Source organism: Candidatus Bathyarchaeota archaeon (assembly GCA_026014685.1).
Lineage (GTDB): Archaea > Thermoproteota > Bathyarchaeia > Bathyarchaeales > Bathycorpusculaceae > Bathycorpusculum.
This window is the reverse complement of the sequence record JAOZHW010000011.1, coordinates 19646-44737: the sequence shown is the minus strand read 5'-3', so window position 1 is coordinate 44737 and position 25092 is coordinate 19646. Positions and strand designations below refer to the sequence as shown.

Sequence of the window (25092 nt, the reverse complement as noted above, 5' to 3'; positions counted from 1 at the left end):
TCGAGGACCAAAGGTTTAGGTTGTGTTTTTGTTTTCGCCCGATTCGCCTTTCATAGCTATGATTACATGATTATAAAACGGTAGCTTCGTTGGCGCTTTCGCGTATGTGACTATTTGTAAGCCGCCCTCTTTGACTCTTTTTTTAATAGTTGATTTTGAATAGGTGTGGAAAACTGTATAGCGGTATTTCTTGATTTTTAAGCGGTTAAATGTTTTACTGACAACCGCATTTAGTGTGCTTGCTACTTCAATTATGGCTACTCCATCTGGAGTTAAGATTCTGTTAATTTCTCTAAAAACCTGCACATCATCCTCAACATGCTGTATTGCACGCCTCGAAGTAACCACCGTAACAGACGAATCCTTGTACATACTCAAGTTTGTCATGTCACATGTTACGTCGGCTTGCGCTCCAGGATGATTATCTATCCCTACAAAAAATTTGGAAATTTTGTTGTTTCCGCAACCTAAGTCGATTGAAGTCATGCCCAAATACTGCCCGTTCCAATAATTATGCGGCGGCCGTTGATTAATTTAACGGGCTTTTTCGTTAACTTATGACAGGAAGTTAATAACAAAAAGGTAGTTCTGTTTTCTCATTTTGGAGTACCTGCCAATAAAACATTATCCTAATATACCAATCACCTACTCCAAATAGGCTATGAATATTTGGGATAACTTGCTTAAAGATTCCGAATTCAATTCTTATATATCAAAGAGAGGCTATTCGCAAGAAATAAAATTCACAGATTATGTAAGGCAACATAATCTTCAGTCAATTCTTCAAAGAAGTGGTGCTATTACAGCTAACCTCTTATCGATTGACTTCTATTCAAAACAAGCCAAAGAATTCACAGATAACAACTTGTTTCTTCTACGCACAGGACAGGGCAAATTTGTCGTTTTCAAAAGATTTTTTTAAGTCGTCATATCTGGACTTAAAACTTAATCAATTTGAAGACCTATTTTATGATGTCCCTAAGAATCACAAAAACTTGGTTAATGCTTACTTAGACAGATTAACCGAGAACGCTTGTCTGGAACTAATGCATTTCTTAGGTATTTTTTATAAAATAATCAAAAGAATCACTGGGGAAACAGAATATTACATCGGTCCCAGAGGAAATCGGACATCAAAATTTGACGTCTATTTATACAATTCTAAAGAAGAAAAAAACCAAGCAATTTATACCTATAACGGTCAAGAAGAGTTAGATTACTCAATTTTTACCGAAAAAGCGATTTTTGTTATTGAATCAAAGAATTTATCTTATGGAGGTTTAGACGTTGGCTGGCATAAAATAGCGTATCCTCTTAATAGGTTTAAAAAATCTAATGCTGATATTTACCCTTGCTATTTCTTGAAGAATAACAATTTAGTTTGGCTATTTGTTTTTCCAAAATTCAAGTTTTACAATCAAGGCGTCGTTTTGAACGATACCTTAGCGACGCTGCCAGAGTGTGTTTTTAGAATTAACCTGAGTAGCCTTCAAAATTATCTGCTCTAACGTAGTGCGAGACTGTCCCCCTTATTGTTATGTCTGTGTTGGCTTCAAGGAATCTTGTTTTTCGTAGCCTTCAGTGTACTCTTCTTTTTAATTCCTCTAAAAATGGACGGGGTGGGTGTTCTGGTGGACGAGGCGGGATTTGAACCCGCGGCCTCCACGATGCCAACGTGGCGATCGTACCAGGCTGATCTACTCGCCCAAACAACGCGGCTTCTGAATTCTAATCCACCTCGTTTAATAAGCATTTCTTAAGGCTACCCAGTAAGGCATCACCAAAGCAGCATAATCTACATACAGTTAGATTTACTGTTGTTGTGATGCCAAGAAAAGAATGCTTAACGACCAAAAACTCGGCCTTTGCTGGTGCAACTCACGATTTGGTCTTTGGCGAGTGCTAAAAATCCACAAAATCGCCAGCCATATTATACAGTGATAGTTTTTATGGCAGAGCAACATCGCACTCTTTGTTCTTTAAATAAGGGGAGGGGAGGTAGCTGCAGAGCAGCAGCGTTGTGCCTATAAATAGGCAGGCGCTATAGAAAAAATCGCAACTGAATTCAGACAACCCCTGGAAATAACCTCGCTTGGGAACTCGCTGCGCCGCCCCAAAAAGACCCTCAAACCACGCTACTCCACCGATAAGCTTTGCATTGTCGTCTGATGGAGTAGATACTGTTTATGAGTTGACGAAAGGTTCTTAAGGTATAGGGTATTCTTCTAAACGGCAAGAAATCGGCATAGGAATCTGCCAATTCAGGTTACAGCCAGTTCTCGAATTGCGGGAACAGGTTAGACCAATAAGGTTAAAATAGTCCGATGAAGAGGTGAAAAGATATGGAAAACATTTACGCAGCAATGCTCCTTCACAAGGCAGGAAAACCAATCGACGAAGCTTCAGTAACAAAAGTTCTCGAAGCAGCAGGCTTAACAGTCGACGCAGTCCAAGTTAAAGCACTAGTAGCTTCACTCAGCGAAGTAAACATCGATGAAGCAATCAAAGCAGCACCAGCCATGATGGCAGCCGCGCCAGTCGCAGCTCCAGCAGGCGGAGAAGCAAAGCCAGCAGCAGCCCCAGCAGAAGACAAGAAGAAGAAAGCTGAAGAAGAAAAAGCCAAGGAAGAAGCAGCACTAGAAGGATTAGGCGCCCTATTCGGGTAAAAGCCTCACACTCTTATTTTTAACCAATTTTTCCCAAACATCTTTTAACAAAACAAAAAAAATAGCCGTTTTGCCCTACAACGGTTGAGTTTCTGAAGGCGCCACTGGAGACATAACTGCAATGGTTTTGTTTTGGCTTTTAGCTTTGAGCAACTTGTAAGCAACCACCGGAGCCCACCCGCTGATAATCATCAAAGTGCCCGGGAACCCGCCGATTTCTCGCCCCATAATTGGGTTAAGCAGTGCCAAGATATCTGCCAAGTATGCTTCCCAGACTCCAAACGCTACCGCCATAGCAACGGTTGAAGCTAAAGCGGTGTTTCGGCCGAACTTCTTGTAAGTCTGCACTGCCAATATGCCTGCAAAGAAGAAGTCACCTAACCCCAAACCGCGATTCAACAGCAAACCGTCAGCTGAATACAAGAAAGGCACGTTTGGCAAGTACACCAACACTGGCAAACCGAGCCCCGTAAATTGCTTGGCTGCTGTAACCATTGTGCCAGTTCCGATAACAAGAATAATATCCAGCACGGTCAGAAGCACTGCGAATATGCTCACAGTTTTCCAATTAAACATCGAAGACAAATACAGAATAATCAAAACAGCAAACGTGAAACCGAACAAATCCATCAAGAAGGGAAACCAAAGCGCAACCGTGCCATCGTAGAGGAAATTAAAGAACACAAACAGCAACACAAAAATTGCAGGAGGCTGCGCTGCGATGTACCATTTTGATTTTTTGACGCTTACGCTGAAGCGCTCGTATGCTGCAGCACCGAAACAGAACGCGGCTAACCCTATGAAGGCAGCAGCCCGATATATGGTGTATGCGTCTGCAAGTTGACTTAAGAGGCTGGCTGACCCTGCAGCTAAGCTTGCGGCGCCAAAACCTATCGAAAGCAGTTGTGCACGTGCTCTTGTGAGGTTGGTGAAAACGTAGGAGAACGTGAACAGCAGCATAGTGTAAGAGGATAAGAATAGGATTAGCAGGACGTTTTGGAAGACTCCTCCTGGGTTGATTAAGGAGGTATATGCGATGACGGAGATCATGATGGCGATGAAAACCACGAGCAAAACAACGTCGCGTGCTTTGAATTCTTTTTCTTCAACAGTTGCAATCAGTTTACGTTCGACGCGCCTGTTGAGGAACATGGCGACGGTAACCACGATTAATAAGGCGGTGGGCATGGCGAGGTCTAAGTTGGGCATAGCCTCAAAATTAACAGACGGCGGCATTTATGCCTTTACCAAAAAGAAACAAAACCGCAAGTTAATACGCGAAATAGATGTTAAGAACCGCCAGAGTTGCCAGAAGCGCTTCTTCAGTGCGAACCGTTGCAGTGCCCTGATTAGGAACCGTATTCACCACAAAATCCGCCAATTCTGAGAGCTTTAAGCCTTCATCTTCAACGATTTCATGCAACCCCCGCGAAGGTGCCCCGAAACCAACCAAAACCCGCGCGCTGCCGATCCATTGTTCACCGATTTTTGCGGCTACATCCACAAAGTTGTCGCCTATGCGGGCAGTTGCAATCTTGAGGTCAAAGTTGCCATCTTTGAATAGATGCCCAAAAGACCGCTTCTCCACACTAACAGAATAACCCCAATAAAGAGGCACATCCTCGCGGCTAACTGGCTGAACCTCCACAACATCACCGACATTAACCACCTGCACCGTTAACCGTTCACCCACCCGAAACTGCCGCTGCCGCAGAAGCGCAGGCTGCTGCACCCCAATATCCACCGCTAAGCCGTCTTTGCGTTCAGATAGCACTAAGCCTTCGCGGTATTCGCCGACTTTTAAGTGCTTGGTTTTGCCGCTGACTGGATGGTGGGGCGTGCGAAGTGGCGGCAGAATCCCTGCGTATTGTAAGTCGGGGTCGAGTTTGAAGAGGGCTTTGCGCAAATACTGGGGAGTTTCCAAATAATTCAAAAGCAAGGCGATGAATTCGAGGTCTTGTTGTTGATTGACTTTGGCGTTGTCGGGGTAAACGATGATTTCGTCCACTCTGAAAATCGCGGCTGATCGGGCGATTAAGCCGATTTTGGAGGTTTTTTCTCGCAAATGCGGTGTGTCCGAAATCACTGATGCAGGAATGGCGATTGAGAGTTTCTTTTTTGTCATGTTTTTTGTCCTTGAAGCTTAATTGTCTGCGCTGTGCTTAAAAGGCAGGTTGGAGATATAAAACTGCGGGTTATTGGAGGACACATCTGTGAATAAGCCCCTTTTAGATGACATAGAAAAAATTCGTGCCGTAGACAAAAGCAGCATGATAGATTTCTGCATCAACGCGCCGAAGCATTACCGTGAAGCAGCAAAGATAGCTCAAAAAATCAAAACGAGCTACGATGCCCCCGCCAACATAATCATAGCAGGTATGGGCGGCTCTGCAATCGGCGGCGATTTGTTCAAGGATTGGGCAAGAAACAAAATCGCTATGCCCATAGAAGTGAGCCGAGAATACAACCTGCCTGAATACGCGAACCAAAAAACGCTTGTGGTCGTTTCAAGTTACTCAGGAGACACCGAAGAATCGCTAAGCGCGTTTCTGGATGCGTTGAAGCGTGGCTGCATGATTTTCTGCATCAGCAGCGGCGGCGAATTGATTAAAGCCGCAAAAAAACACAAAGTGCCTCACCTGCAGGTTCCTGGCGGAATGTCTCCCCGTGCGGCGTTGCCTTACATGTTGGTTCCTTTGCTGGTTTACATGGAGAAAGCTGGGTTGGTTAAGGGTGTAACTGAGGAATTGGAAGAGACCTTTACGGTTTTAGAGCGGATAGTTGAAGAAAACGGTCCAGAGCGGCCGCAAAACGACAACTTCGCCAAGAACACCGCGCATTTCCTTTGGGATTCAGCCCCCGTTGTTTACGGCTTTGGTTTCTATCGCAGCGTAGCCCAGAGGTTTAAGCAGCAATTTAACGAAAACAGCAAATCCCCTGCCAAATGGGAATACTTCCCAGAGCTAGACCACAACGAAATAGTGGGCTGGTCTGGCAAAGGGGAACAGTGCAAATGGTTCAGCATCATCTTTATCCGTGACGCAGATGAACCAGGCGAAATTGAAAGCCGCATCGACATTACCAAAGCCATAATCGAAAGTGCAGGCATAGTCACCTTTGATTTGCATGTGCAGGGTAAAAGCTGCCTTGCCAAGATGCTCTCCACTGTGGTTGTGGGTGACTTTTTGAGTGTCTATTTGGCTGTTGAACGTAAAGCTGATCCATCACCTGTTCCAACTATTGATTTGTTGAAGAACAAGTTGAAGGAAAACGGGGTTAGAGACGAAATAATCAGCCAGCTAGAAAAACGGTAGTTATTTGCTACCATTTTTCTCTATGAACTATTTCTTCCAGCGGTTTTCTTTTGTCAGCGCCAACCGTGCTGCGTACAAGCTTATTTTTCATGCTTGTATCTGCAGCGTACCCCAAAGGAGTTAAGGCAACCACCTTGATGTTCTCGGGGATTCCCAGTGCTTTTTTGACTTTGTCTTCGTCGAAGCCGCCTATCCAGCATGTGCCTAAACCCACGTTGGTCGCTGCTAAAACTAGTTGTTGCATCGAAATTCCCACATCAACAAGGTAGTAGTCCATGCCGTTGCGTGAACCGCTATCTTTAGGGTTAGCGCATGCAACAATAACAACTGGTGCCTTTTTCACAAAACCCATAAACATGTTGCATAAGTCTTCAATTCGCCTCTTTTCTGTTACAACGATATACCTTGTGGCTTGCTTGTTTGCCCAAGAAGGCGCCCACCTTGCCGCCTCCAAAACGGCGGTTAATTTTTCTTCTTCAACTGGTTTATCCTCATAGTCCCGTACGCTTTTTCTTGAGGTAACTACATCCATAAACTCCATAACTATGCCTCAAACAAGCAAATTAACCCTGCCTTATACATTTATCGAAAAACAAAAAATAGAAAAAAAGCGTTTTTGCGCTTAGCTTTTTATGCGACAAAATTTTTGAATGCCGCTTCAGCAGCCTCAAGAGGCAACATCTTTGGCGGGTGTTTGAAGCCATAAGCACTGATTGCCTCAATCGCACCGCCCTGCTTTTTAGTCAACGCCACCTTGACTGCGCGTACTACGTCAAAGAGGACTGAGCCTGCGTTCGGTGCGTCGGTGGTTTGGAATTTGAGGTCGATTTTGAGAGGTGTATTGCAGAAGTATGTGCCGCTTATCCAGAAGTAACTGTCACGCTTGTTCTGTAGGAAATCGACGTAGTCAGTTGAACCTGCGACGATTTCGGTTTTGTACGGCAGCGCAGAGGCAACTGATTGGGTTTTTATGATGCGTTTTGTGTCGCGGGTGCGGTCCATGGTGTCAACGGATTCTGTGCCGCCTCCAACGTCGAGTTGGTAGGTTTCGTCTATATGAACGCCGCTTTCGCTTAGGAGTTTTAGAAGGGTTTTGTGGAGCGCGGTTGAGCCGATTTGGTCAACTAAGTCGTCGCCTACAAGAGGCAGCTCTGCATCTTCAAACTGCGCAGCGGTCTGGGGTTCACTGGCGACGAAGTTCGGTGTGGCGTTGATAAATGCACAGCCTGCAGCGATGGCTTGCATCGCGTAGAAACGTGTTGCGTTAGAGGCACCACTTGGAAGCAAGTTAATAGCGATTTCTGCATGCGCGGATATGAGGATTTGCGCAACGTTCACATCAGCTTCTGAACTGACCTCTATGAGGGCTTTTGTTGATTCGCCGACGCCGTCTAGAAGCGGACCCTTTGCGACTTTGACGCCGAGTTTGGGTACGTCGCAGACTTTAGGCGCATTGTTCGGTTTGGAGAAAATTGCTTCGGAGAGGTCTTTACCGACTTTACGGCTGTCCACATCAAAGGCTGCGACAACCTCGATGTCTTTGGGGGTGAACCCAGCTAATATGGGGTTGCGGAGACCTTCGGTTTTGGTTTGGTTACTGTAATATTGGATGCCTTGGATGAATGATGAGGCGCAGTTTCCCACGCCGATTAGAGCTACTCTGATTTTGGGCATGCTTTTGGCACCTTGTTTGGCATGTTAAGGTGCTGTTGCCTTAATAAAAGCTACGTTGCCTCTGCGGCACCTTCTTCCATAACTTCAGGTCGTGGCTTGTTATCAAATTTTCAAGTTGGAACAATCAATCGTTAATTTTTGAGGGGTTGGTTGCAATAATCCATAAATCCAAACTTTCCCCTCCAATTGTGATGGCTATGTTTCGGTCTGGCGTTGCAACTTTGCCCCTGCATGGCGGCAAGGCTCCTTCTTGGCTCACAGGACGCATGCGTCGTTTAGCCCGAGAAATAGCCCACATCATAATCGATGAGTACGGCACTGCGAAATTCATCGAGCGTTTAAGCGACCCCTATTGGTTTCAAGCGTTAGGCTGCGTTCTCGCGTATGATTGGCATAGTAGCGGGGTAACAACTGTCGTTACAGGCGTCCTTAAAACGGCGCTGTCGCCGCAGGAACATGGCGTTGCAGTTTGCGGTGGAAAAGGCAAAACATCCCGTAAAACTCCCAGTGACATCCAAGCAGCAGGCGAAAAATGGGGTTTTTCACAAGAAAGCATCGACAACCTCGCATACACCAGCCGCATGACCGCCAAAGTCGACAACACCGCTATTCAAGCAGGGTATCAACTCTACCACCACACTTTACTCGTTACAAGAGAGGGCAAATGGGCGGTTATTCAGCAAGGGATGAGCGATCAAGACCGCAGCGCACGCCGCTACCACTGGCTCTCAGAACACACACATGATTTCGTGGTTGAACCACACCACGCTATAGCATGCAACGTAAAGCGTGAAAAAGCCCTCAACATGGTTGCCCGCGCCAGCGAAGAAGCACGCAAAGCCTCGGTCGATTTAGCAAAGGAACCACCAAAGAAGCTAATGCGACTCATCCAATCCGCCACCAAACCCCAACATCAGGCTTCACTCCAAACCTGGATTCCCAAAACCGACGACCCATGGATACAAACACAAACCACGCTGAACATGCCTCGTAACATCAACTGGGACACACTCAGCCGCCTCTACGAATTCCAACCCAGCAACTATGAAGAGTTCTTGAGCGTTAAAGGTGTGGGGCCCGCAACTGTTCGCGGATTGGCGCTTGTTGCAGAGTTGGTTTATGGGGAGCCGCCAAGTTGGGAAGACCCCGTTAAATTTAGCTTTGCATACGGCGGCAAAGACGGTGTTCCGTTTCCCGTGGACCGTAAAGCGATTGATGAATCTATAGAAATCCTCAAAAAGTCAGTTGAAGAAGCCAAAATCGGCGAAAACGACAAGCTGCGTTCCCTGCAGAATCTAAGGCGGTTTGTGCCACAGAACGCAAATTCTTAACTCCAAATTTTTCTAGGTGTTAACGATTGTTGTAGTTAAGTCAAAAAATTCGGAGCAACGGCGGAGTTTGAGATTCCTCTCTTAAAAGCATAATGAACAGGGTAGTTTACTGCAGTTAGCCTATGCGAACTTATTTTTTGCATGAGAAATAATGTTACGTGAGGCGAATTCTTTGAAAAATTGTTGCACTTTTTTGTTGGGCTACGTTTTGGCTTTGCAGCCCTTGCTTAGATAGCAGGCGTGGCAGTTTTTTTCTTCACCAGTGTTCCAGCAGATGTTAGTGTGGATGTTTTCTTCTGTTGCGTTTATTATGGCGATTGTTCCATAGTTCCTCTTTACTATTTGTTCTATTTCAGGGCTCATCTTTAGCTTCTCCTTGGCTGTATAACTGTCGCCTGAGGGTGCAGTACCTCAAATTCTATTGTCTCGCCACGTTTTTGCTTACTGCTTCCTTTAGGTGCTTGCTCTTTTATTCCCATAAAAATCAGAAACCACCCGATGAAGAAGACAAATATCAAAAAAGGCAACAGAATAGCTTTTTTTGCTAATTTCGCCATAATTTGCTTTTAGTTTGGTTGCTTTTTAAATATTTATAATATCTAGATATATATGTTGCCACTTTTCAAAAAGATTTGTGTTGGATGATTTTAGGTTTTTGCTTTGCAACCCTTACTTAGGTAGCAGGCAGCGCAGTTTTTTTCTTCTCCAGTGAGCCAGCAGATTTTGATGGGTTTTGTTTCCGTGTCTACGCTGGAGCTTATGATGATTATTGGTTGCTGTTGTGTTTCTTGTGTCTGCCTATTTGCTTGTGACATGTGTTTTAATCAGTGCTTAAGAGATATAAGTCTTTTGTTTATTAAGATGTGCGAAACAATAAATGCCTTGGAAAAGACCACAAACACACATTCTACCCACTCAGACAACCTGAGCAGATCAACACACCTATTATTGTGTCGATCCAGAAATAACAATGCTCATGCTAAATTCAGTTAAATCCCCTGTATTTGTGGCAACCTGCAAAGTCAAAGTTGCAGCAACCATAGCACCTGCCGCCAATGACGCCCCTTCTTTGTTCCAAGTCAACGTTAGTTTGCTGCTTGCATCTGTGGGGCTCCAAGCTGATGTTGACATCGTTAAAGTGGCTGCAGTGTTGCCTGTATTTTTGATGTAAATTGTTTTTGTGGCTGTTTCACCGGGTTGCAATTCGCCCCAAATTATGTTTTCGCATCTTGATGTTCCGCTTTCATCTGTGTAAATGGCAAGGTTTAGGGTGCTTGTTATGGTATTTTGTTGGCTGCTGCTGTCGGTTTGACTATGGCTGTTTGGATTGCTTGCGCTTGCCGTGGGGTTTGGACTGTTACTCGGCGTTGTGCCATTTTGTGTTTCAGTATCTGCTAAAACCGGAGTTTGCTGCTCATTGGTGTCTATGCGATTAGTTCCGTTGTTGCCGTTTGGGGTGTCGGAGGCTTCAATTGACCCAACGGGCGGAACGTAGTTTGGCGTAGCGGGTTGAGAGCTTAGAACTGCTGCCGTGACTGCGGTAAGAGTAATTGCAACGGCAAGTAACGCAGCTAGCGGTATTACAAGCGGTTTGTTGATTGGCAATCTATTCACAAAAACCTATTCTATATTACGTCTTAATAAATAATATAGTTGGTGTTTACTACAACACCCAACTGTACAACACCTATACAAAATATGAATCCAAACTACAAATCAGCCAAAACCAACATTATTTAGGCAAATCCAAAGTCAAAACACCAAAAACCGCATCAGCAATCACCTTCGCCCCCTCAACCTTAGGATGCACTCCATCACCAAAATAATCCGCGTGATCACGAAGCGGCGTGTAAACATCAGCCAACCCCACCCCCGTCAGGTTTGCGACTTCCCTAATGCTTGGAATGATTAATTGAGTAAGTATGGTTCCGTTGAGGTTCGCGTCGTTTTCGAATATCGGTGGTGGCAGCACAATGTACACTTGTGGTTTGCTTGAAAGGGATTGGAACTCGTTTAGCAAAGTGACGTAGTCAGATATGAATTGCTCTTTGGACACGTTTAGGTCGTTGTCTGCATCGTTTGTTCCAAGCATCACAACTACGATGTCGGGCTGGAACTGCTTGGCAAGCTCAAAAGCCGTGGTGTTCATGTATGCGCTTTCTGATTTGAGTGAAACCGTGACTCCGCCGACGCCAAAATCGCTCAAGACATAATTTGATCCCAACTTTTCCCATAGATAAAGCGTGTATTCAGTGCCTCTGGTTATGCTGTCACCCACACAGGCAACTCGAACAGAACGTTGAGGCTTTTCCTCATTTAAGAGTGAAGCAAGCAATACCGCCTCCAAACTTGTTACAACCACTAATATTGCAACGCTAAGCGCCAGCAGCTTCACGATGCGATTCATACTTCCACTTTATTACCATATTGCTTTTAAAGGTTAAAAGATGTCCTTTGGATGATTCAAGTCGTCTTGGCAGGTCAATATGTTAATATCTGTCCAGTTGTCTTTTAGGCGGTAAACTCAATTGCTAAGCACTTGTTTAGCATCCTCAAGTTGGCTATCAACCAATTTTGAAAAATTAACATAAAATACTCGGAAGAACGAAAACTTGAAGATTGAAGTTCACGGTGGAGCCAGAGAAGTCGGTGGCTCATGTATCGCAGTTGAAACTGATTCATGCAAGATTGCCCTAGATTACGGTACAAAGCTTGAGGTAGAAATGCCAAAGCTACCTAAAGATTTTGATGCAGTAGTCATAAGTCATGCACATTTAGACCACACGGGCAGTCTTTTGAGGCTTTGTAAGAACAACAATCCAACCATCGTTGGAGCAGACATCACCCGAGACGTAACCGTTGACCTTCTCCATGACATGGTTAAAATTCAAAACGAAAAAGGCAACCTAGACTTTAACGATAGCCACGCCGAGAAAGTCTCTGCATGCTGGTGGAGCCGAGACTCCGTTGCCATGCCTGGTATGAGTATCCAGCTCCAACCTGCGGGTCACGTTGCAGGCGCCAAAATAACAACCGTTCAAGCGGAAGGGAAAAAAGTCGTTTACACAGGCGACTTCTGTGTTCATGATACCGAGATTTTGCAGGGGTTGCGGTTAGAGACGCTTCCCAAAAAACCTGACGTTTTAATTACCGAGTCAACGTACGGCGGAAAAGTCAGACCTCCTCGAAAAGAACTTGTTAAACAGTTCATAGCTCAATTGGAATTAACTATGGACAGGGGTGGAAACGTGTTGATACCAACCTTTGCTTTTCACAGAAGCCAAGAAATGGCAAAAAGAATCGACACGGCCATACAAAACGGCATTCTCCCAAAATACCACGTCTACACGATCTCCAACATAGCCCAAAGGATAAACGGCTACTTTAACTACCACAAGCAACTCTTCACAAAAGAAATCAAAGCCCAAAAACACCCCTTCAACTACCGCCACGTAAAACACCTCTACCGCACCACACAAATTGAGACACCTGCTGTTGTCATCTGCACCTCGGGCTTCGGTCATGCAGGAGCAAGCTTGAGACTGCTTCAGGAGTGGTGTGAAGACAAAGATAACGCAGTTATTCTAACCTCGGGTTACCTTCCGCCTGACAGTCCGTTGAAAACTGCGAAAGAGGAAGGTTTCTTTAAAACAGAAGACGGAACGTATGATGTTAAGGCGGAGGTTAAGCAGATTGAGCTTTCGGGTCACGCCGACCAAACCGAGCTTGTCAGGATGGTTTCTAAGGTAAAGCCTAAGCGTACGGTTCTGGTTCATGGGGATTTGGAGCAGGCTGAGTTGTTGGCTGAGAAAATCGGTGAGTTAACTGATGTGTGCATTCCTCAAAAGGGCGAAGTAATTGATGTATAATGATTGAGAATTAGCTCAAAATTTTGTTTTGTGTTTTGGATATTAGTGGGATTTTCATAAGGTGCTCAAATTCAGAATCTGAATATTGCAAAGTTTTTTATGCTAACTCGACTGCCCATAAGATGAGGGTTAAGGGCTGCATCTCTCCCTTTCACCCCCACTCGGAAACGTGCGGTCCTTGACCTTCTTCTTCATATTGTAAATCCACAAACCTATTATATATTGAGATATACGATGCTGTTTGTGGGGGTCGGGTTGTAGACCAGCGCGACGCACTCCAATCCGCAATAAAACGCTGGCTACAACCCTTCTAACATCCATAACAAAATCAACAGTTTTTTAGATTTCATTGGAGCCTATTAGTCACGTTTTGCGGGTAGAAAATACACTTCTGGTCAATGCAGACTTTGGTAGGGTCTTTTGAATATGAGGATTAAAATAGCGTAAGTGTTGAGGTAATGCACTTTGTTAAAGTGTAGTTATCTTTGCTTGCAAATGGGCGAAAAATTTTTATTTTTAAGTGTTATCTCCAGAAAAAATGCTATGTTAGGTTTCGCTTCTAGCGAACCCAAAAAGATTTGGTAGGAGAGTGATTTAACATGGCAGCAATAGCACAACAAGGAAACATACCTATACTCGTTTTAAAAGAAGGAACTGGAAGAGCAACTGGAAAAGATGCTCAAAAAAACAACATTGCGGCAGCCAAGATTGTGGCTGAAACCGTAAAAACAACCCTTGGACCACGGGGGATGGATAAAATGCTGGTAAGCAGCATAGGCGACGTAACCATAACCAATGACGGCGCAACTATCCTAAAAGAACTCGATGTACAGCATCCGGCAGCCAAAATGCTCGTAGAAGTAGCGAAGACCCAAGACAACGAGGTCGGAGACGGCACAACATCTTCGGTGATTCTCGCAGGTGAACTGTTGTCAAAAGCCGAGAGCCTCTTAGATGAAAACATCCATCCAACCGTAATCATCGACGGCTACAAAAAAGCAAGCGACAAAGCCCAAGAAGTCCTCAACACCATGGCAAAGCCCGTTAACATAAACGATGATGCGGCTCTGTTAAACGTTGCATTGACTTCTATGGGAAGTAAAGGAATGAGTGGAGCAAAAGAACGTTATGCTCGGCTAGCCGTTGATGCAGTTAAGCAAGTGGCTGAAGAAAGAGATGGTAAACTAAAAGCTGACATCGACCTAATTAAAGTCATAAAGAAACATGGTAAAAGCCTCGAGGACACTGAACTTGTCAAAGGGATGGTCATTGACAAAGAAGTTGCAAGCAGCCAAATGCCCAAAGGTATACATGACGCAAAAATCGCACTGCTTAACGCCAAGTTGGAGATTGACAAGACCGAGTTTGACGCAAAAATCAACATTGAAAGACCCGAGCAGATGCAGCTTTTCCTTGATGAAGAGGAACGTATGCTAAAAGAAATGACTGAAAAAGTGCGTAACGCAGGCGCCAACGTTTTGTTCTGCGAAAAAGGCATCGACGACATAGCATTGCACTTCTTAGCGAAAGCCGGTATACTTGCGGTTAAAAATGTCAGCAGTAGCGATATGGAGAAACTTGCCCGTGCTACAGGGGCGAAAATAATCGCTAACATCAAAGACTTAACTGCCGATTCTTTGGGTTCGGCAAAAGCTGTTGAGGAAGTGAAAATTGGCGATGACAAACTGCTATACGTTAGAGAATGCAAGAACCCCAAAGCCGTAACCATCGTCATCAGAGGCGGATCAGAGCACGTGGTTGCCGAAGCAGAACGCTCGCTTCATGATGCTCTCTGCGTCGTTAGAAACGCTGTTGAAGACGGTAAAATCGTGCCAGGCGGAGGCGCCCCAGAAGCTGAAGTTTCAAGACAACTTCGAAGCTACGCTGTCAAGGTTGGCGGTAGAGAGCAACTTGCAATAGAAGCCTATGCTGACGCGGTTGAAGCTATTCCGTTGATGCTTGCTGAAAACGCAGGATTAGATCCCATCGACATAATGGTTGCACTGCGCGCAGAGCATGAGAGCAATCACAGCCCAGTCTTTGGTGTAGATGTGTTCTCTGGCAAAATCAGAAACATGCTTGACCTCAATGTGGTCGAACCGATTCGTGTTAAGCAGCAAGTGATCAAATCAGCCACCGAAGCCGCGAACATGATTCTGAAAATCGACGATTTAATCGCAGCAAAGGGCATGGATAAGGAGCCAAAGAGTTCAAAATCTCCTGAAATGCCCAGCTACGATTAAACCCACTTTTCCTTTTTTGTTTAAATTACAAAAACGTTGTCACAAAGGAATTTTATTGAGGGATTAGGTCTTTTAACTGAACATCAATGTGGAGCTAATCAAAGATTTGTATTGGTGCAGGGGGTGGGATTCGAACCCACGAACCTCTACAGGATAGGCTCCTGAAGCCTACGCCTTTGACCAGGCTCGGCGACCCCTGCGCATCGTTGTTGACTATTGAAAAATAATTCTGACTGATAAATCTATGCCGTTGGCTGTTGGTGTATTGCTCGGTTGTTAAAGCTTAAATTCCAAAGCAGCAGTTTGTTTGTTTTATGTGGTGTTGTCTGTGGCTTTGAGTTGGAGAAGTTGGACTAAAAATGATGTATTCTTTGGTATTATTGTTCCAATAATCGTGGTTTTGCTTATTGTGGGTATTTCGCAAATCAGTTCACTTATCGGCTACGCGTCTGAGAGCGCAGGCATCATCATCGGTATAACCATGGAAATCCTTGAACTTACAATTATCGTCGCAGTTCCCCTTATGCTTGGGCTGCTCTGGAATCAATGGGCAGGCGGCGCATCAGGCTTCATCATGGGCTCATTCTACGCCCTGTACTGGTCCAACGCTTTCCAGGGCGCTCACGGATCAGGGACGGTACTTCTCGGCTACGTCCTAAGTGCAATGCTTATAGGATACATGGCTGGTGCATTAAACAAACGCTCTGACGACTTCCGAAGAATGCTTATCTCCGGGGTAATCGCTACAACCATCGGCGGTGTAATGCTTTTTGGAATCTTTCAGCTTTCCACGGCCAATGTCGTGACGGGCGTTGATGGCTTTGTTTTGACTCTTCTGCCCCGCATGGCTGCTGGCGCAATCATACCCGTCCTTGCTAAAGTATTCTTCTGGTATGGCATAGGCGTAAAGAACAAAACAAATCAATAACATTCTCCTTTTCCTCTTTTAGGGGATACCTGTGAGTTTCCCAGAATGTGACCAAAAAACCTGCATCCACCACAAAGAAGGCCACTGTAGCCTCAAAGAGCCTGAAAAAACTGGACAGGAATGCCTTGATTTTGAGGATTCAATGGATTTTCTGCGATTAAGAGCCGATGCAATTAAGGGAACGCTCGGCTAAGCATTCAGGTGACAACAGGTTCTTTAATCAATCTGCAGCTTGAGCGATGCCTCTTTCTTTGAGCCAAGACTTTATCTTAGCTTCAATTTGGTCTCTAACTTCTCTGAATTTAGATAGTTGCTCTTCTTGAGAACCTGAAGCGGCGGCGGGGTCGTCGAAGGGCCAGTGGAGTCGGGTTGAAACGCCTGGGAAGGTGGGGCATTTCTCTTCAGCTCGGGAGCATACAGTGATTATTATTCCAAAATGTGTTTTTCCAAGGAACTGTTTGAGGTCTTTTGAGGTATGCCCGCTCATGTCGATGCCCACTTCATTCATAACCTTAACCGTAAGGGGGTGGATTGGTTTGGGTTCAAAGCCTGCGCTGTAGACTTCAAAATGTTCGTCTCCATATTTTCTTAGGAAGGCTTCGGCCATTTGGCTTCGTGCGGAATTGCCTGTGCATAAGAAAATTACTTTAGTTTTGTTCATAATCTCATTTCCGTTCGAAAGTTTGCGTTTAGATGGTTTTTTTGAGTTCTTCGATTATTTTCTCTGTTTCTTCTTCTGATGGATGTGTTATGGCCCCTGCAGGGCAGATGTCTTCGCAACCTCTACATAAAACCACGCATCTGTTTGGGTTTACTATGGTTATTTTTTTCCCGTTTTTTTCTTCGGTTGTAAAGGTTTTCATGTGGCAGAATTCTACGCATTTGCCGCATGTGGTGCATTTTTGGTAGTCGATTTTTGGGTCCCATGGGATTTTTTCTCGGGGGATTCCTTCGTATGTTTCTTCTGTCATATGTTTGCCTTCTTACAAGTCCATAACAATATGTAAATATTTAAATATTGCTATGAATATTTTGGTGTTATGACCCAACAAACCTCCACCCAACAACTCCGATTCAAAGCCCAAATCTTCCACGCCCTCTCAGCCTCCGACAGACTCGAAATCCTCGAATACCTCCGCGACGGCGAAAAATGCGTCTGCGAAATCGTCCCCCACCTAAACCTCATCCAACCAGTCGTATCCAGACACCTAAAAATCCTCAAAGACGCAGGCTTGATTCGGTGCAGAAAAGACGGAACCAAAAGAATGTACTCAACCGTTGACCCAAAAATATACGATACCATCGATGCTTTGACTCCTTCACTTGTTGGCGTATTGCAGAAAGAGGTTATGGCACAAGTCAGTTGCACTTTTTGTGAAGAGGAATAATCTTGGAACCCGAACGAGAACACTTAAAGAAAGAACTATCACTTGGACTTTGGGAAAAATACCTCACCGTATGGATAGCCATCTGTATCGTTGTTGGCTTGCTTGTGGGACGTTTCTTTCCTGCTTTTGGGGAATTCATGGAATCCTTAAAGTTTGCCCAGCTATCTATCCCGATTGGAATACTGCTTTTCTTTATGATGTATCCAACTGTTGTGGGGATACGTTTCAGCGACGTTAAACAAGCCACAAGAAACCCCAAACCCCTAATCGTAACTGTAATCGCCAACTGGATTATTGCTCCGCCACTGATGACTTTTCTAGCGAACACCTTCTTGGCGGGCAACCCCGAATACATACCCGGGTTGATTCTGTTGGGTCTTTCACCCTGTACTGCGATGGTTATGTGGTGGATGTACCTTGCGAAAGGTGACATGGCACAGGGCTTAATCAACACCGCAGTAAACGCGCTGTTAATGCTAGGCCTTTATGCTCCGCTGGCTGCGTTCTATTTGGGGGTCAGCGGTATTCCCGTTCCGTGGGACCTAATAGGATTAAGTGTATTAGTCTTCATCGCGTTACCAGTTACAGCAGGTGCAATATCACGCAACCTCATAGTCAAGAAGAAAGGCGAGGAATACTTCAAAGACAAATTCAACCCAACAGTCGGCAAAATATCCATAGTTGCCTTGTTGCTTACTTTGATTGTTTTGTTCTCGTTTGAGGGACAAACAATCCTAAACAACCCCTTGCTCGTAGGTTACCTCGCTATACCCAACTTGCTACATTACGCGATAATGATTGCATGGACGTACCCGCTTGGTTACTTTTTAGGGTGGAAATATGAAAGCGCCATCGACACAACAATAATCGGAAGCAGCAGTCACTTCGAAGTAGCCATCGCCGTAGCAGTCACATTATACGGTATTGGTTCAGGTGCGGCTTTGGCGACTGTGATCGGGCCTCTGCTTGAGGTGCCGCTTATGCTGTTGCTTGTGAAGCTTGGGTTACGAACTCGAAAGTACTTCCCAAGAAAAAAGGCTACTGTAATTAAGTAAAAAAATAGTTAATGGTGACAAGAATGAAAAACAAAAATGAAGAAGTAAAGAAAACAGTGAAAAAAGCCTACTCCAAAATCGCCACAAACAGCAACTCCTGTTGCTGCCAGTGCGGTTGCGGAACCCTCGACAAAGAAACCGTTAAAAAAGTCTCTAAAAGCATCGGCTACTCCGAAGAAGAAATCAACGCAGTGCCCGAAGCAAACCTCGGTTTAGGCTGCGGAAACCCAACTGCCTTTAGCAACATAAAAGAAGGCGATACCGTTCTTGACTTAGGAAGTGGAGCTGGCTTTGACTGTTTTTTGGCTTCCAAAAAAGTCGGCAAAAACGGTAAAGTCATCGGGTTAGATATGACCGAGGAGATGGTAGCTAAAGCTCGGCTTTTAGCTAAAGAGCACGGTTACACAAACGTGGAGTTTAAGCTGGGCGACATTGAAAATATGCCCATCGAAGATAACTCTGTAAACGTTATAATAAGCAATTGTGTAATCAATTTAGCTCCCGATAAGGCACAGGTCTTTAAGGAAGCTAATCGTGTTCTCAGAAACGGCGGCAAGATGTATGTTTCTGACATTGTTTTGCTTGGAGAACTGACCGAGGAACAACTAAATGATGAGGCTTTGCTTTCTGGATGTGTATCTGGAGCCCTGCAAAAAAATGATTATATAAAAAAGATTGAGCAAGCAGGTTTTAAGGTGAAAATTGTCGGCGAAGATGTTGACATAAGCAAAACTCAATATGGGGGGTTACCCATTGAGAGTATTAAAATCGAGGCAACAAAAACTGGACCGATAAAAAGATGAAAAAACAAATCTTTGCCCTATTCTTTTTTGTAATTCTCTTATCCTCATTTTTCGTGACTGCATCAGCAGCTTCTTCAAGCGATAATTGGTCGATGTTTCGCGGAGACTTAAAACACACAGGCTACACAACCACCGCGCCAGCAAAAACCAATGAAGTTGTCTGGAAATTCGACACGGGCTCAACCATAGGTGCCTCTCCAACAGTTGTAGATGGAAAAGTCTACATTGCCTCCAACGCGGGCTCAATCTATTGCCTTAACGCAAAGGACGGCTCTCAAATATGGAAAACTAGCTTAAGCTTTAGGTCTATAGTGAGTTCTTCCATGGCATATTCTGAGGGGCGGCTCTACTTTGGCAGCTTTAACGGTTATGTGTACTGTCTTGATGCTACTGACGGTAGAACCGTGTGGTCTTATCTAACCAGAAACAGCATCCAGTCGTCTCCTGCAGTCGCAAACGGCCGTGTTTACATTGGCTCGTGGGATGGAGACCTCTACTGTATAGATGCACTCTCAGGCAACAAGGTTTGGAATTACACCACCGGTGCACTGGTTGATTCTTCTCCTGCAGTTGTGGATGGCAGAGTCTATTTTGGTTCAGCTGACAAAAACGTTTACTGTCTCGATGCAACGACGGGAGAAAAAATTTGGAGTTACGCCACAGATAAAACCATACAATCCTCCCCTGCAGTGGTAGATGGATATGTCTACATAGGTTCACAGGACAGCAACATCTATTGCCTAAACGCTTTGACTGGTGAGAAAGTGTGGAATTCTTGGATAGAGAGTTGGGTTGACTCTTCACCTGCTGTAGCCAACGGGTACGTCTACGTCGGTTCAGGCGTATCGGACACTCCAGATAAAAACGTCTACTGCTTAAACGCGCAGACTGGCGAAAAAGTGTGGAGTTATGAAACCTACGATGGCATCTACTCGTCTCCAGCAGTGGCTGGTGGCTATGTTTATGTTGGCGGTTGGGATGGGAACATTTATTGTCTCAACGCGACTGACGGTGCAGAAATCTGGACCTACACCACTCAGAGCCACATTAACTCTTCTCCTGCCGTCTCCGATGGGATAATTTACATTGCATCATGGGACCATAACGTGTATGCTTTGGGTTCCTCTCAGTCGGCAGGTCAATTTGTGGGTGTTGATGGCTGGGTAATCGTTGTTGCAGTTGTAGTGACTGCGGTTGTTTTGACTGCTGTTTTAATCGTCGTTAGACGCAAAAAGCAAATCACAAAACATTGAAAACCCCGATAACTGAACTATTCCCCATTTTTTTGTTTTTAGCTACTTGAAGTTTCAACAAAACCCTGCAAAGATTGCCAAATCGTTTAGTGGCTGACTTCTGCGGTTTCCCGATTCTTCAGTTTCTCTTCGAGAAGAACCAGCAACTCTTGGGGTTTCACTGGCTTAACCAAATATGCGTCTGCGCCTTCGTCGAGCGCTTTAACGCCTGTTTCCAGTGAAGGAAACCCAGTGATCATGATTTTAACTGTGTTTTGAAGGGGCTTTTTTAGTTTTGCAAGCAAATCCGTGCCATCCATGTCTGGCAGTCTGATGTCTACAAGTGCTAGGTCGTAGTGGTGGTTGTCGGTTTTTTCTATGGCTTCTTTTCCTGTTTCTGCAGTGTCGATTTCGTAGCCGCTTTTCTGTAGAATACGGGTGAAAGTTCTAAGTATAGATTTGTCGTCGTCTACAACTAGTATGGTTTTTTTGGGGGTCGCCAACTTGCATACATCCTTTCAATTAATCGGCGAATTTTTTGAGTTCAACAGTTAAATCCGCAGCATCAACAAAGAGTTAGTTGATGCTACAAGTCGCCTTTACACTGGATTTTGACATTTTTAACAATTATTTTCGGTGTTAATAAACGCTCTCCCAACTCAGAAAGGGAGATAAAACCTGCCTTGAATGCAATAAGGATATAAAACCCGAAACGAAGGATTAATTGTAGGTTTTGACAGTAGAAATGTCTACACCGCTACCGTCTTTTTCGTACAGGATAACAACTCAGGTTCCGCCTAGTTACTACGAAAAACTATTCGACTTCATATACACGCAGTATTTAGTTCCCCAAAAACAGCGGTTCACAGACATCACCCGTGAATCCACAACCAAAGGCGAAAGACTAACCTACACGGTAACTGATTCACAGGGCAACCGCTTCTTCTACGTGGAAGCAAAAAGCGGTACGCCCCTCGAATTAACCATCACGCCTCTAAGTTCAGTTCCCTCTCATACCGCCATCGAAGAGGCTAAGCAGGATATTCTTATCGCTATGCAGCTTTTTTCGCAGAACGCGCGTAGTGCATCGGTGTTTTTTGCTTGGCGGGAAGGTGAAGAAATCGTTCCAGAAGCCTACACTAAACCAGAAAAATCTTTTAACAGGCTTTTTTTGGAGACGCAGATTCTGTTTTTTGTTGTGTTCATCGTCTTTGGCATGATTATCTTTGTATCCATATCGACAGCGTTTCCAGACGCCTTCTGGATTGCCCCACTCATTTTAATCACCATCCAATTCGGCTTTGTATTTTTTTCTAATCGTTTTATCGCCCGAACTGCTGATTGGCACATAACCAAAGAAAACCCAACAATACATTTTTTGGAGTATTATTTGCCGATTTCAGAAACTGAGGGCTTCACAAAAACCTACCCCCGCGAAACACTGGTTGCGATAAAAAAAGAAATCTATGAAGAAATCATCGCCAAAAAGGGCCAAGTGGACGTTGAATCTGCCCAGAAAATCTTCCTAAAACACGGCGTGCCCTGCGAGTTAGAGAACCTTAAAGCAAAAAAAGTCAACGTCTACGATTTAGTTAAAGGCATAGCTGAGCGTTTTCGCTTCCCAATGCCTGAAATTGTGGTTTCCAACACTATGGTTCCCAACGCTGCAGCTTCAGGACCCAGCCCCAAACGCGGTTTAGTCTTAATCACCACAGGCATTTTGGCTCAACTAAATGAAGAAGAGTTGCAGGGTGTGCTGGGTCACGAATTTGGGCACCTCAAAGGACGCGATCCATTGATTCTGTACGGGTTAGTATCAAGCGAATTTCTATTCCGCTTCTATGTACTGTTTCCCCTGTTCCCAGTGATTTTCTCGTCTTTTCTGTTTTTCGCTTACTTCTGGGCTGTGATGGTTGTGATTTTCTTCATAGCCAAATTCTTTGAAGCACGCGCAGATTTGGTGTCCGCTATGGTTGTGGGGAACCCGCAAGTGCTGGCGGGGTCGCTGGAGAAAATTGGTTTCCAAAGGCTCCTCTACGAGCGAACCCCCTCTTATCGTGTTCAAGAATGGCTGGGACTCGACCCTCACCCACCTATATATTTCAGAGTGGACCGCCTTGAAACCCTAAAACCTGGGGTGGTGCGGAGTCCGTTGATTCAATCTATAAAAGATGTAACGAAGGGTTTTATTGCAACTCTCAAAAGTTAGTGTTAGGCAGAAACGCTTATCCACTTGATTTGCATTTTTCTAGTTGACTTGTTTTGGGATGCAACTATGAGTTATAATGCGCAGTTAATCAGTCCAGAAGAAAAAAACACCCTCTACGAAACATATGAACCCCGACTCCTATACACAAGTAAAGCCGACATCTATGGTTGCTGCATAAAACTCTTAACCGATTCACCAAAAGTCAAAGACCTCTGGGAAGACAACTTTTTCTCAGCCAACGAAAACATCCGCTCACACGGGCGCCTTATCGTCCTTAACATTGCAGGTCAACCGTTAAGCGTCAAGTATGACCCATACACAAAAACAGCTTTCTTAGTAAACGTAGACTACTATGGCTGGGTAAAAAGCATCGCTTTAGCTGTAGCAGGAGACATATTGGAAGATGAGCACAGAATCTACTCTGTACATGGCGCTTCAATTGACCTCGGATGCCTCGGCGTCTCGATAATTGGTCCGTCTGGCACTGGAAAAACCACCCATTCATGGGGGTTGCTGCGAATTCCGACTGCACGATTAATCAGCGACGACTGGTATTTTGTGCGATTAAGCAACCGTGAACCCTTAGCTTTCGGTTCAGAAAAAAACACATACATTCAAGCTGATATCGGAAAAATCTGGAATGAATACGAGCGTCTAGTAGATAAGGCACAACTAGACGAGCGCGGCAGAGCTGTGGTGAACGTTCGCTGGATTGCAGGCAACGGCGGCGTAATCCCAATGATGACCATTCACAAGATTATTCTGTTAAAACGCGACCCCAGCGATTCAGCTATCGTGACTTCGCTTGATTTAGATGGCGCTTTGCGGTTTATGTTGGAACACAATTTTTGCAATCCCCACCAGTTAGTGCGTGACCAGAGAAAAACAGAGTTGAGGATAAACTTTTTCGAGAAACTCTTTGAGCAGACCGACGTTTACCTCGTAAACACCACTGGCTCTCCACAGGACACTCAAGGGGTTATTAGGCGCCTTCTATCTTTAAAGCCATAGTTGCCTATACAAAAAAACCTAATAAACTAGCAAGGCAGCAATAACCCCTCAGAGGCAAAAAAGCGTGAAACTACTCTTCATCGCAATAGACGGCATGGGCGATTTACCCATCAAAGCTTTAGGTAACAAAACAACCCTTGAAGCAGCTCAAACCCCAAACCTTGACTTTTTAGCAAAAAATGGCAAAACAGGGTTAATGTACACTGTGGGAAAAGGTGTCGCCCCAGAAAGCGACGTAGCAGTCATTTCGCTGTTAGGTTACGACCCTTTCAAGTACAGCACAGGTAGAGGCGTAACCGAAGCAGCAGGAATAGGCCTTAAAATGAAAGATGGCGATTTAGCATTGCGATGCAACTTTGCCACTTTGGGGCAGAATAAAAAAATTTTGGATCGCCGCGTCGGCAGAAACCTAACCACCGAAGAAGCCGCAGAACTAAGCAAAGCCGTCAACGATGAAGTTCAATTGACCTCTTATCCTGCGACTTTTGAATTCAAAAACACGCTCGGTCACCGGGCAGTCCTACTCATAAAGAGTAAAGACAAACCACTCTGCAGCCATATAACTAACAGCGACCCCGCTTACGCAATAATCAACGGTTTAGGCGTCGCACAATCTAACCCCGAGATGGTGCTGAAAACCTGTGAACCCATGGATAACACTGAAGCAGCCAAAGTTTCAGCAGGTTTAGTTAACGAGTTCATCGAGAAATCTCACCAACTTTGGGAGAACCACCCTCTAAACCTTAAACGGGCTAAAGAAGGTAAACTAAAAGCAAACGTAGTCTTAACCCGCGATGCTGGGCACCTGTTACCAAAATTCTTCAACATAAATCAGCACTACAACGTTAACTTCGCTTGCCTTGCGGACATGCACACAGAACGAGGGATTGCACAGCTAGCAGGCATGGAGTCCACGCTCCTTCCGCCCCCTTCAGGCAACTTGCAAGCTGACTGCGAATACCGCGTAAAAGCTCTCCTTGAGGCCATGCCAAAACATGATTGTTTCTACATTCACCTAAAAGGTCCCGACGAACCAGGTCACGACGGCAACTACAAACTAAAAACCGAAATCATCTCAGCCATAGACAAATACTTCTTTGGTCCTCTTCTCAAACAGACAGCGCTAAAAGACACACTCATCTGTGTAACCTCTGACCACGCAACACCCTGCGAACTTAAAGTGCACAGTGACACCCCGGTTGCGGTGCTCATTGCTGGTGGTAAAGTGGTTGGTGAGGGCAGAGAGGTCAAGTTCTCTGAGAGGAACTGCGCTAAAGGCAGTCTCGGTACAATAGAGCGCGGGTTTATGTTGATGCCTAAACTTATGGAGGAACTTAAAAAATAGTTCCCGCTTTTTTGATGCGTGTAA

At 44.9% G+C, this 25092-nt stretch carries 28 protein-coding genes and 2 tRNA genes; 15 read left to right on the top strand and 15 right to left on the bottom strand.

Features of this window, described 5'->3' with window-relative positions:
* Positions 1-15 precede the first annotated feature (15 nt).
* A complete protein-coding gene (locus NWE96_08920) occupies positions 16-486 on the bottom strand; it encodes a class I SAM-dependent methyltransferase (GenBank protein MCW3984101.1) in 471 nt (156 codons plus the stop codon).
* Positions 487-995: 509 nt separating this feature from the next.
* Between NWE96_08920 and NWE96_08915 the strand changes: the two genes are divergently transcribed.
* Positions 996-1508 (top strand): hypothetical protein, encoded by a 513-nt coding sequence (locus NWE96_08915; GenBank protein MCW3984100.1) that lies wholly within the window; start codon positions 996-998, stop codon positions 1506-1508.
* A 121-nt stretch (positions 1509-1629) separates the two neighbouring features.
* Here NWE96_08915 and NWE96_08910 read toward each other — a convergent pair.
* Positions 1630-1707 (bottom strand) — tRNA-Ala (locus tag NWE96_08910).
* 635 nt (positions 1708-2342) lie between these two features.
* Here NWE96_08910 and rpl12p point away from each other — a divergent pair.
* Positions 2343-2666 (top strand): 50S ribosomal protein P1, encoded by a 324-nt coding sequence (gene rpl12p / locus NWE96_08905; GenBank protein ID MCW3984099.1) that lies wholly within the window; start codon positions 2343-2345, stop codon positions 2664-2666.
* A 75-nt stretch (positions 2667-2741) separates the two neighbouring features.
* Here the strand turns inward: rpl12p and NWE96_08900 are convergent, their stop codons facing one another.
* Both NWE96_08900 and NWE96_08895 read right to left on the bottom strand, forming a co-directional pair.
* Positions 2742-3902, bottom strand: coding sequence for a hypothetical protein (locus NWE96_08900; GenBank protein MCW3984098.1), 1161 nt, complete (start codon positions 3900-3902; stop codon positions 2742-2744).
* 34 nt (positions 3903-3936) lie between these two features.
* Complete coding sequence (locus tag NWE96_08895) at positions 3937-4791, bottom strand: RNA methyltransferase (GenBank protein ID MCW3984097.1); 855 nt, start codon at positions 4789-4791, stop codon at positions 3937-3939.
* Between the two features lie 88 nt (positions 4792-4879).
* Between NWE96_08895 and NWE96_08890 the strand changes: the two genes are divergently transcribed.
* Positions 4880-5980 carry a bifunctional phosphoglucose/phosphomannose isomerase gene (locus tag NWE96_08890; GenBank protein ID MCW3984096.1) on the top strand — a complete coding sequence of 367 codons (1101 nt, stop codon included), beginning with the start codon at positions 4880-4882 and terminating at the stop codon, positions 5978-5980.
* A 7-nt stretch (positions 5981-5987) separates the two neighbouring features.
* On the opposite strand, the gene NWE96_08885 is transcribed toward NWE96_08890, so the two are convergent.
* Complete coding sequence (locus NWE96_08885) at positions 5988-6521, bottom strand: nitroreductase family protein (protein MCW3984095.1); 534 nt, start codon at positions 6519-6521, stop codon at positions 5988-5990.
* An 89-nt stretch (positions 6522-6610) separates the two neighbouring features.
* On the bottom strand, positions 6611-7654 hold the full coding sequence (locus NWE96_08880) for an inositol-3-phosphate synthase (GenBank protein ID MCW3984094.1): 1044 nt from the start codon (positions 7652-7654) through the stop codon (positions 6611-6613).
* A gap of 197 nt (positions 7655-7851) precedes the next feature.
* Here NWE96_08880 and NWE96_08875 point away from each other — a divergent pair, with 197 nt between their 5' ends.
* Positions 7852-8985, top strand: coding sequence for a DUF763 domain-containing protein (locus NWE96_08875; GenBank protein ID MCW3984093.1), 1134 nt, complete (start codon positions 7852-7854; stop codon positions 8983-8985).
* A 201-nt stretch (positions 8986-9186) separates the two neighbouring features.
* On the opposite strand, the gene NWE96_08870 is transcribed toward NWE96_08875, so the two are convergent.
* The 5 genes from NWE96_08870 to NWE96_08850 form a co-directional block, all read right to left on the bottom strand.
* A complete protein-coding gene (locus NWE96_08870) occupies positions 9187-9348 on the bottom strand; it encodes a hypothetical protein (protein MCW3984092.1) in 162 nt (53 codons plus the stop codon).
* A 2-nt stretch (positions 9349-9350) separates the two neighbouring features.
* Positions 9351-9542 carry a hypothetical protein gene (locus NWE96_08865; GenBank protein MCW3984091.1) on the bottom strand — a complete coding sequence of 64 codons (192 nt, stop codon included), beginning with the start codon at positions 9540-9542 and terminating at the stop codon, positions 9351-9353.
* Positions 9543-9632: 90 nt separating this feature from the next.
* A complete protein-coding gene (locus NWE96_08860; protein MCW3984090.1) occupies positions 9633-9800 on the bottom strand; it encodes a hypothetical protein in 168 nt (55 codons plus the stop codon).
* A gap of 130 nt (positions 9801-9930) precedes the next feature.
* Positions 9931-10590, bottom strand: a complete 660-nt coding sequence (locus NWE96_08855) for a hypothetical protein (protein ID MCW3984089.1) — start codon at positions 10588-10590, stop codon at positions 9931-9933.
* Positions 10591-10717: 127 nt separating this feature from the next.
* Entirely contained in the window at positions 10718-11392 is a 675-nt protein-coding gene (locus NWE96_08850; GenBank protein MCW3984088.1) for a GDSL-type esterase/lipase family protein, read from the bottom strand.
* Between the two features lie 205 nt (positions 11393-11597).
* Between NWE96_08850 and NWE96_08845 the strand changes: the two genes are divergently transcribed.
* Positions 11598-12854, top strand: coding sequence for an MBL fold metallo-hydrolase (locus NWE96_08845; GenBank protein ID MCW3984087.1), 1257 nt, complete (start codon positions 11598-11600; stop codon positions 12852-12854).
* Between the two features lie 599 nt (positions 12855-13453).
* Positions 13454-15097, top strand: coding sequence for a thermosome subunit beta (gene thsB, locus NWE96_08840; protein ID MCW3984086.1), 1644 nt, complete (start codon positions 13454-13456; stop codon positions 15095-15097).
* Between the two features lie 112 nt (positions 15098-15209).
* On the opposite strand, the gene NWE96_08835 is transcribed toward thsB, so the two are convergent.
* Positions 15210-15297, bottom strand: a tRNA-Leu gene (locus tag NWE96_08835).
* A 134-nt stretch (positions 15298-15431) separates the two neighbouring features.
* Between NWE96_08835 and NWE96_08830 the strand changes: the two genes are divergently transcribed.
* On the top strand, positions 15432-16025 hold the full coding sequence (locus NWE96_08830) for a hypothetical protein (protein MCW3984085.1): 594 nt from the start codon (positions 15432-15434) through the stop codon (positions 16023-16025).
* 31 nt (positions 16026-16056) lie between these two features.
* Positions 16057-16218: a hypothetical protein gene (locus NWE96_08825; GenBank protein MCW3984084.1), complete on the top strand. Its 162-nt coding sequence runs from the start codon at positions 16057-16059 to the stop codon at positions 16216-16218.
* A gap of 27 nt (positions 16219-16245) precedes the next feature.
* Here NWE96_08825 and NWE96_08820 read toward each other — a convergent pair whose 3' ends face one another.
* Entirely contained in the window at positions 16246-16686 is a 441-nt protein-coding gene (locus tag NWE96_08820) for an arsenate reductase ArsC (GenBank protein MCW3984083.1), read from the bottom strand.
* A gap of 28 nt (positions 16687-16714) precedes the next feature.
* A complete protein-coding gene (locus NWE96_08815) occupies positions 16715-16996 on the bottom strand; it encodes a ferredoxin family protein (GenBank protein MCW3984082.1) in 282 nt (93 codons plus the stop codon).
* Positions 16997-17065: 69 nt separating this feature from the next.
* Between NWE96_08815 and NWE96_08810 the strand changes: the two genes are divergently transcribed.
* From NWE96_08810 to NWE96_08795, 4 genes are read left to right on the top strand one after another with little or no spacing between them, the layout of a single operon-like run.
* Positions 17066-17413 (top strand): metalloregulator ArsR/SmtB family transcription factor, encoded by a 348-nt coding sequence (locus tag NWE96_08810; protein MCW3984081.1) that lies wholly within the window; start codon positions 17066-17068, stop codon positions 17411-17413.
* A 2-nt stretch (positions 17414-17415) separates the two neighbouring features.
* Entirely contained in the window at positions 17416-18468 is a 1053-nt protein-coding gene (gene arsB, locus NWE96_08805) for an ACR3 family arsenite efflux transporter (GenBank protein ID MCW3984080.1), read from the top strand.
* Positions 18469-18491: 23 nt separating this feature from the next.
* Complete coding sequence (gene arsM / locus NWE96_08800) at positions 18492-19271, top strand: arsenite methyltransferase (GenBank protein ID MCW3984079.1); 780 nt, start codon at positions 18492-18494, stop codon at positions 19269-19271.
* Positions 19268-20524, top strand: coding sequence for a PQQ-binding-like beta-propeller repeat protein (locus NWE96_08795; protein ID MCW3984078.1), 1257 nt, complete (start codon positions 19268-19270; stop codon positions 20522-20524). The genes arsM and NWE96_08795 overlap by 4 nt, the downstream gene beginning before the upstream one ends.
* An 86-nt stretch (positions 20525-20610) precedes the next feature.
* On the opposite strand, the gene NWE96_08790 is transcribed toward NWE96_08795, so the two are convergent.
* A complete protein-coding gene (locus NWE96_08790; GenBank protein MCW3984077.1) occupies positions 20611-21006 on the bottom strand; it encodes a response regulator in 396 nt (131 codons plus the stop codon).
* Positions 21007-21236: 230 nt separating this feature from the next.
* Here NWE96_08790 and NWE96_08785 point away from each other — a divergent pair, with 230 nt between their 5' ends.
* From NWE96_08785 to NWE96_08775, 3 genes are all read left to right on the top strand, one after another.
* Positions 21237-22712 carry a M56 family metallopeptidase gene (locus tag NWE96_08785; GenBank protein MCW3984076.1) on the top strand — a complete coding sequence of 492 codons (1476 nt, stop codon included), beginning with the start codon at positions 21237-21239 and terminating at the stop codon, positions 22710-22712.
* A gap of 66 nt (positions 22713-22778) precedes the next feature.
* Positions 22779-23723 carry a hypothetical protein gene (locus tag NWE96_08780; GenBank protein MCW3984075.1) on the top strand — a complete coding sequence of 315 codons (945 nt, stop codon included), beginning with the start codon at positions 22779-22781 and terminating at the stop codon, positions 23721-23723.
* A gap of 64 nt (positions 23724-23787) precedes the next feature.
* Positions 23788-25068, top strand: a complete 1281-nt coding sequence (locus tag NWE96_08775) for an alkaline phosphatase family protein (GenBank protein MCW3984074.1) — start codon at positions 23788-23790, stop codon at positions 25066-25068.
* Positions 25069-25092 lie beyond the last annotated feature (24 nt).

Excerpts from the sequence above, each read along its gene's own strand:
- NWE96_08850 (MCW3984088.1), bottom strand. The coding sequence starts at position 11,392 with ATGAATCGCATCGTGAAGCTGCTGGCGCTTAGCGTTGCAATATTAGTG.
- NWE96_08870 (MCW3984092.1), bottom strand. The coding sequence starts at position 9,348 with ATGAGCCCTGAAATAGAACAAATAGTAAAGAGGAACTATGGAACAATC.
- rpl12p (MCW3984099.1), top strand. The coding sequence starts at position 2,343 with ATGGAAAACATTTACGCAGCAATGCTCCTTCACAAGGCAGGAAAACCA.
- arsM (MCW3984079.1), top strand. The coding sequence starts at position 18,492 with ATGAAAAACAAAAATGAAGAAGTAAAGAAAACAGTGAAAAAAGCCTAC.
- NWE96_08895 (MCW3984097.1), bottom strand. The coding sequence starts at position 4,791 with ATGACAAAAAAGAAACTCTCAATCGCCATTCCTGCATCAGTGATTTCG.
- NWE96_08865 (MCW3984091.1), bottom strand. The coding sequence starts at position 9,542 with ATGGCGAAATTAGCAAAAAAAGCTATTCTGTTGCCTTTTTTGATATTT.
- NWE96_08920 (MCW3984101.1), bottom strand. The coding sequence starts at position 486 with ATGACTTCAATCGACTTAGGTTGCGGAAACAACAAAATTTCCAAATTT.
- NWE96_08875 (MCW3984093.1), top strand. The coding sequence starts at position 7,852 with ATGTTTCGGTCTGGCGTTGCAACTTTGCCCCTGCATGGCGGCAAGGCT.
- NWE96_08880 (MCW3984094.1), bottom strand. The coding sequence starts at position 7,654 with ATGCCCAAAATCAGAGTAGCTCTAATCGGCGTGGGAAACTGCGCCTCA.
- NWE96_08795 (MCW3984078.1), top strand. The coding sequence starts at position 19,268 with ATGAAAAAACAAATCTTTGCCCTATTCTTTTTTGTAATTCTCTTATCC.
- NWE96_08860 (MCW3984090.1), bottom strand. The coding sequence starts at position 9,800 with ATGTCACAAGCAAATAGGCAGACACAAGAAACACAACAGCAACCAATA.
- NWE96_08780 (MCW3984075.1), top strand. The coding sequence starts at position 22,779 with ATGAGTTATAATGCGCAGTTAATCAGTCCAGAAGAAAAAAACACCCTC.
- NWE96_08900 (MCW3984098.1), bottom strand. The coding sequence starts at position 3,902 with ATGCCGCCGTCTGTTAATTTTGAGGCTATGCCCAACTTAGACCTCGCC.
- NWE96_08810 (MCW3984081.1), top strand. The coding sequence starts at position 17,066 with ATGACCCAACAAACCTCCACCCAACAACTCCGATTCAAAGCCCAAATC.
- NWE96_08815 (MCW3984082.1), bottom strand. The coding sequence starts at position 16,996 with ATGACAGAAGAAACATACGAAGGAATCCCCCGAGAAAAAATCCCATGG.
- NWE96_08885 (MCW3984095.1), bottom strand. The coding sequence starts at position 6,521 with ATGGAGTTTATGGATGTAGTTACCTCAAGAAAAAGCGTACGGGACTAT.
- thsB (MCW3984086.1), top strand. The coding sequence starts at position 13,454 with ATGGCAGCAATAGCACAACAAGGAAACATACCTATACTCGTTTTAAAA.
- NWE96_08820 (MCW3984083.1), bottom strand. The coding sequence starts at position 16,686 with ATGAACAAAACTAAAGTAATTTTCTTATGCACAGGCAATTCCGCACGA.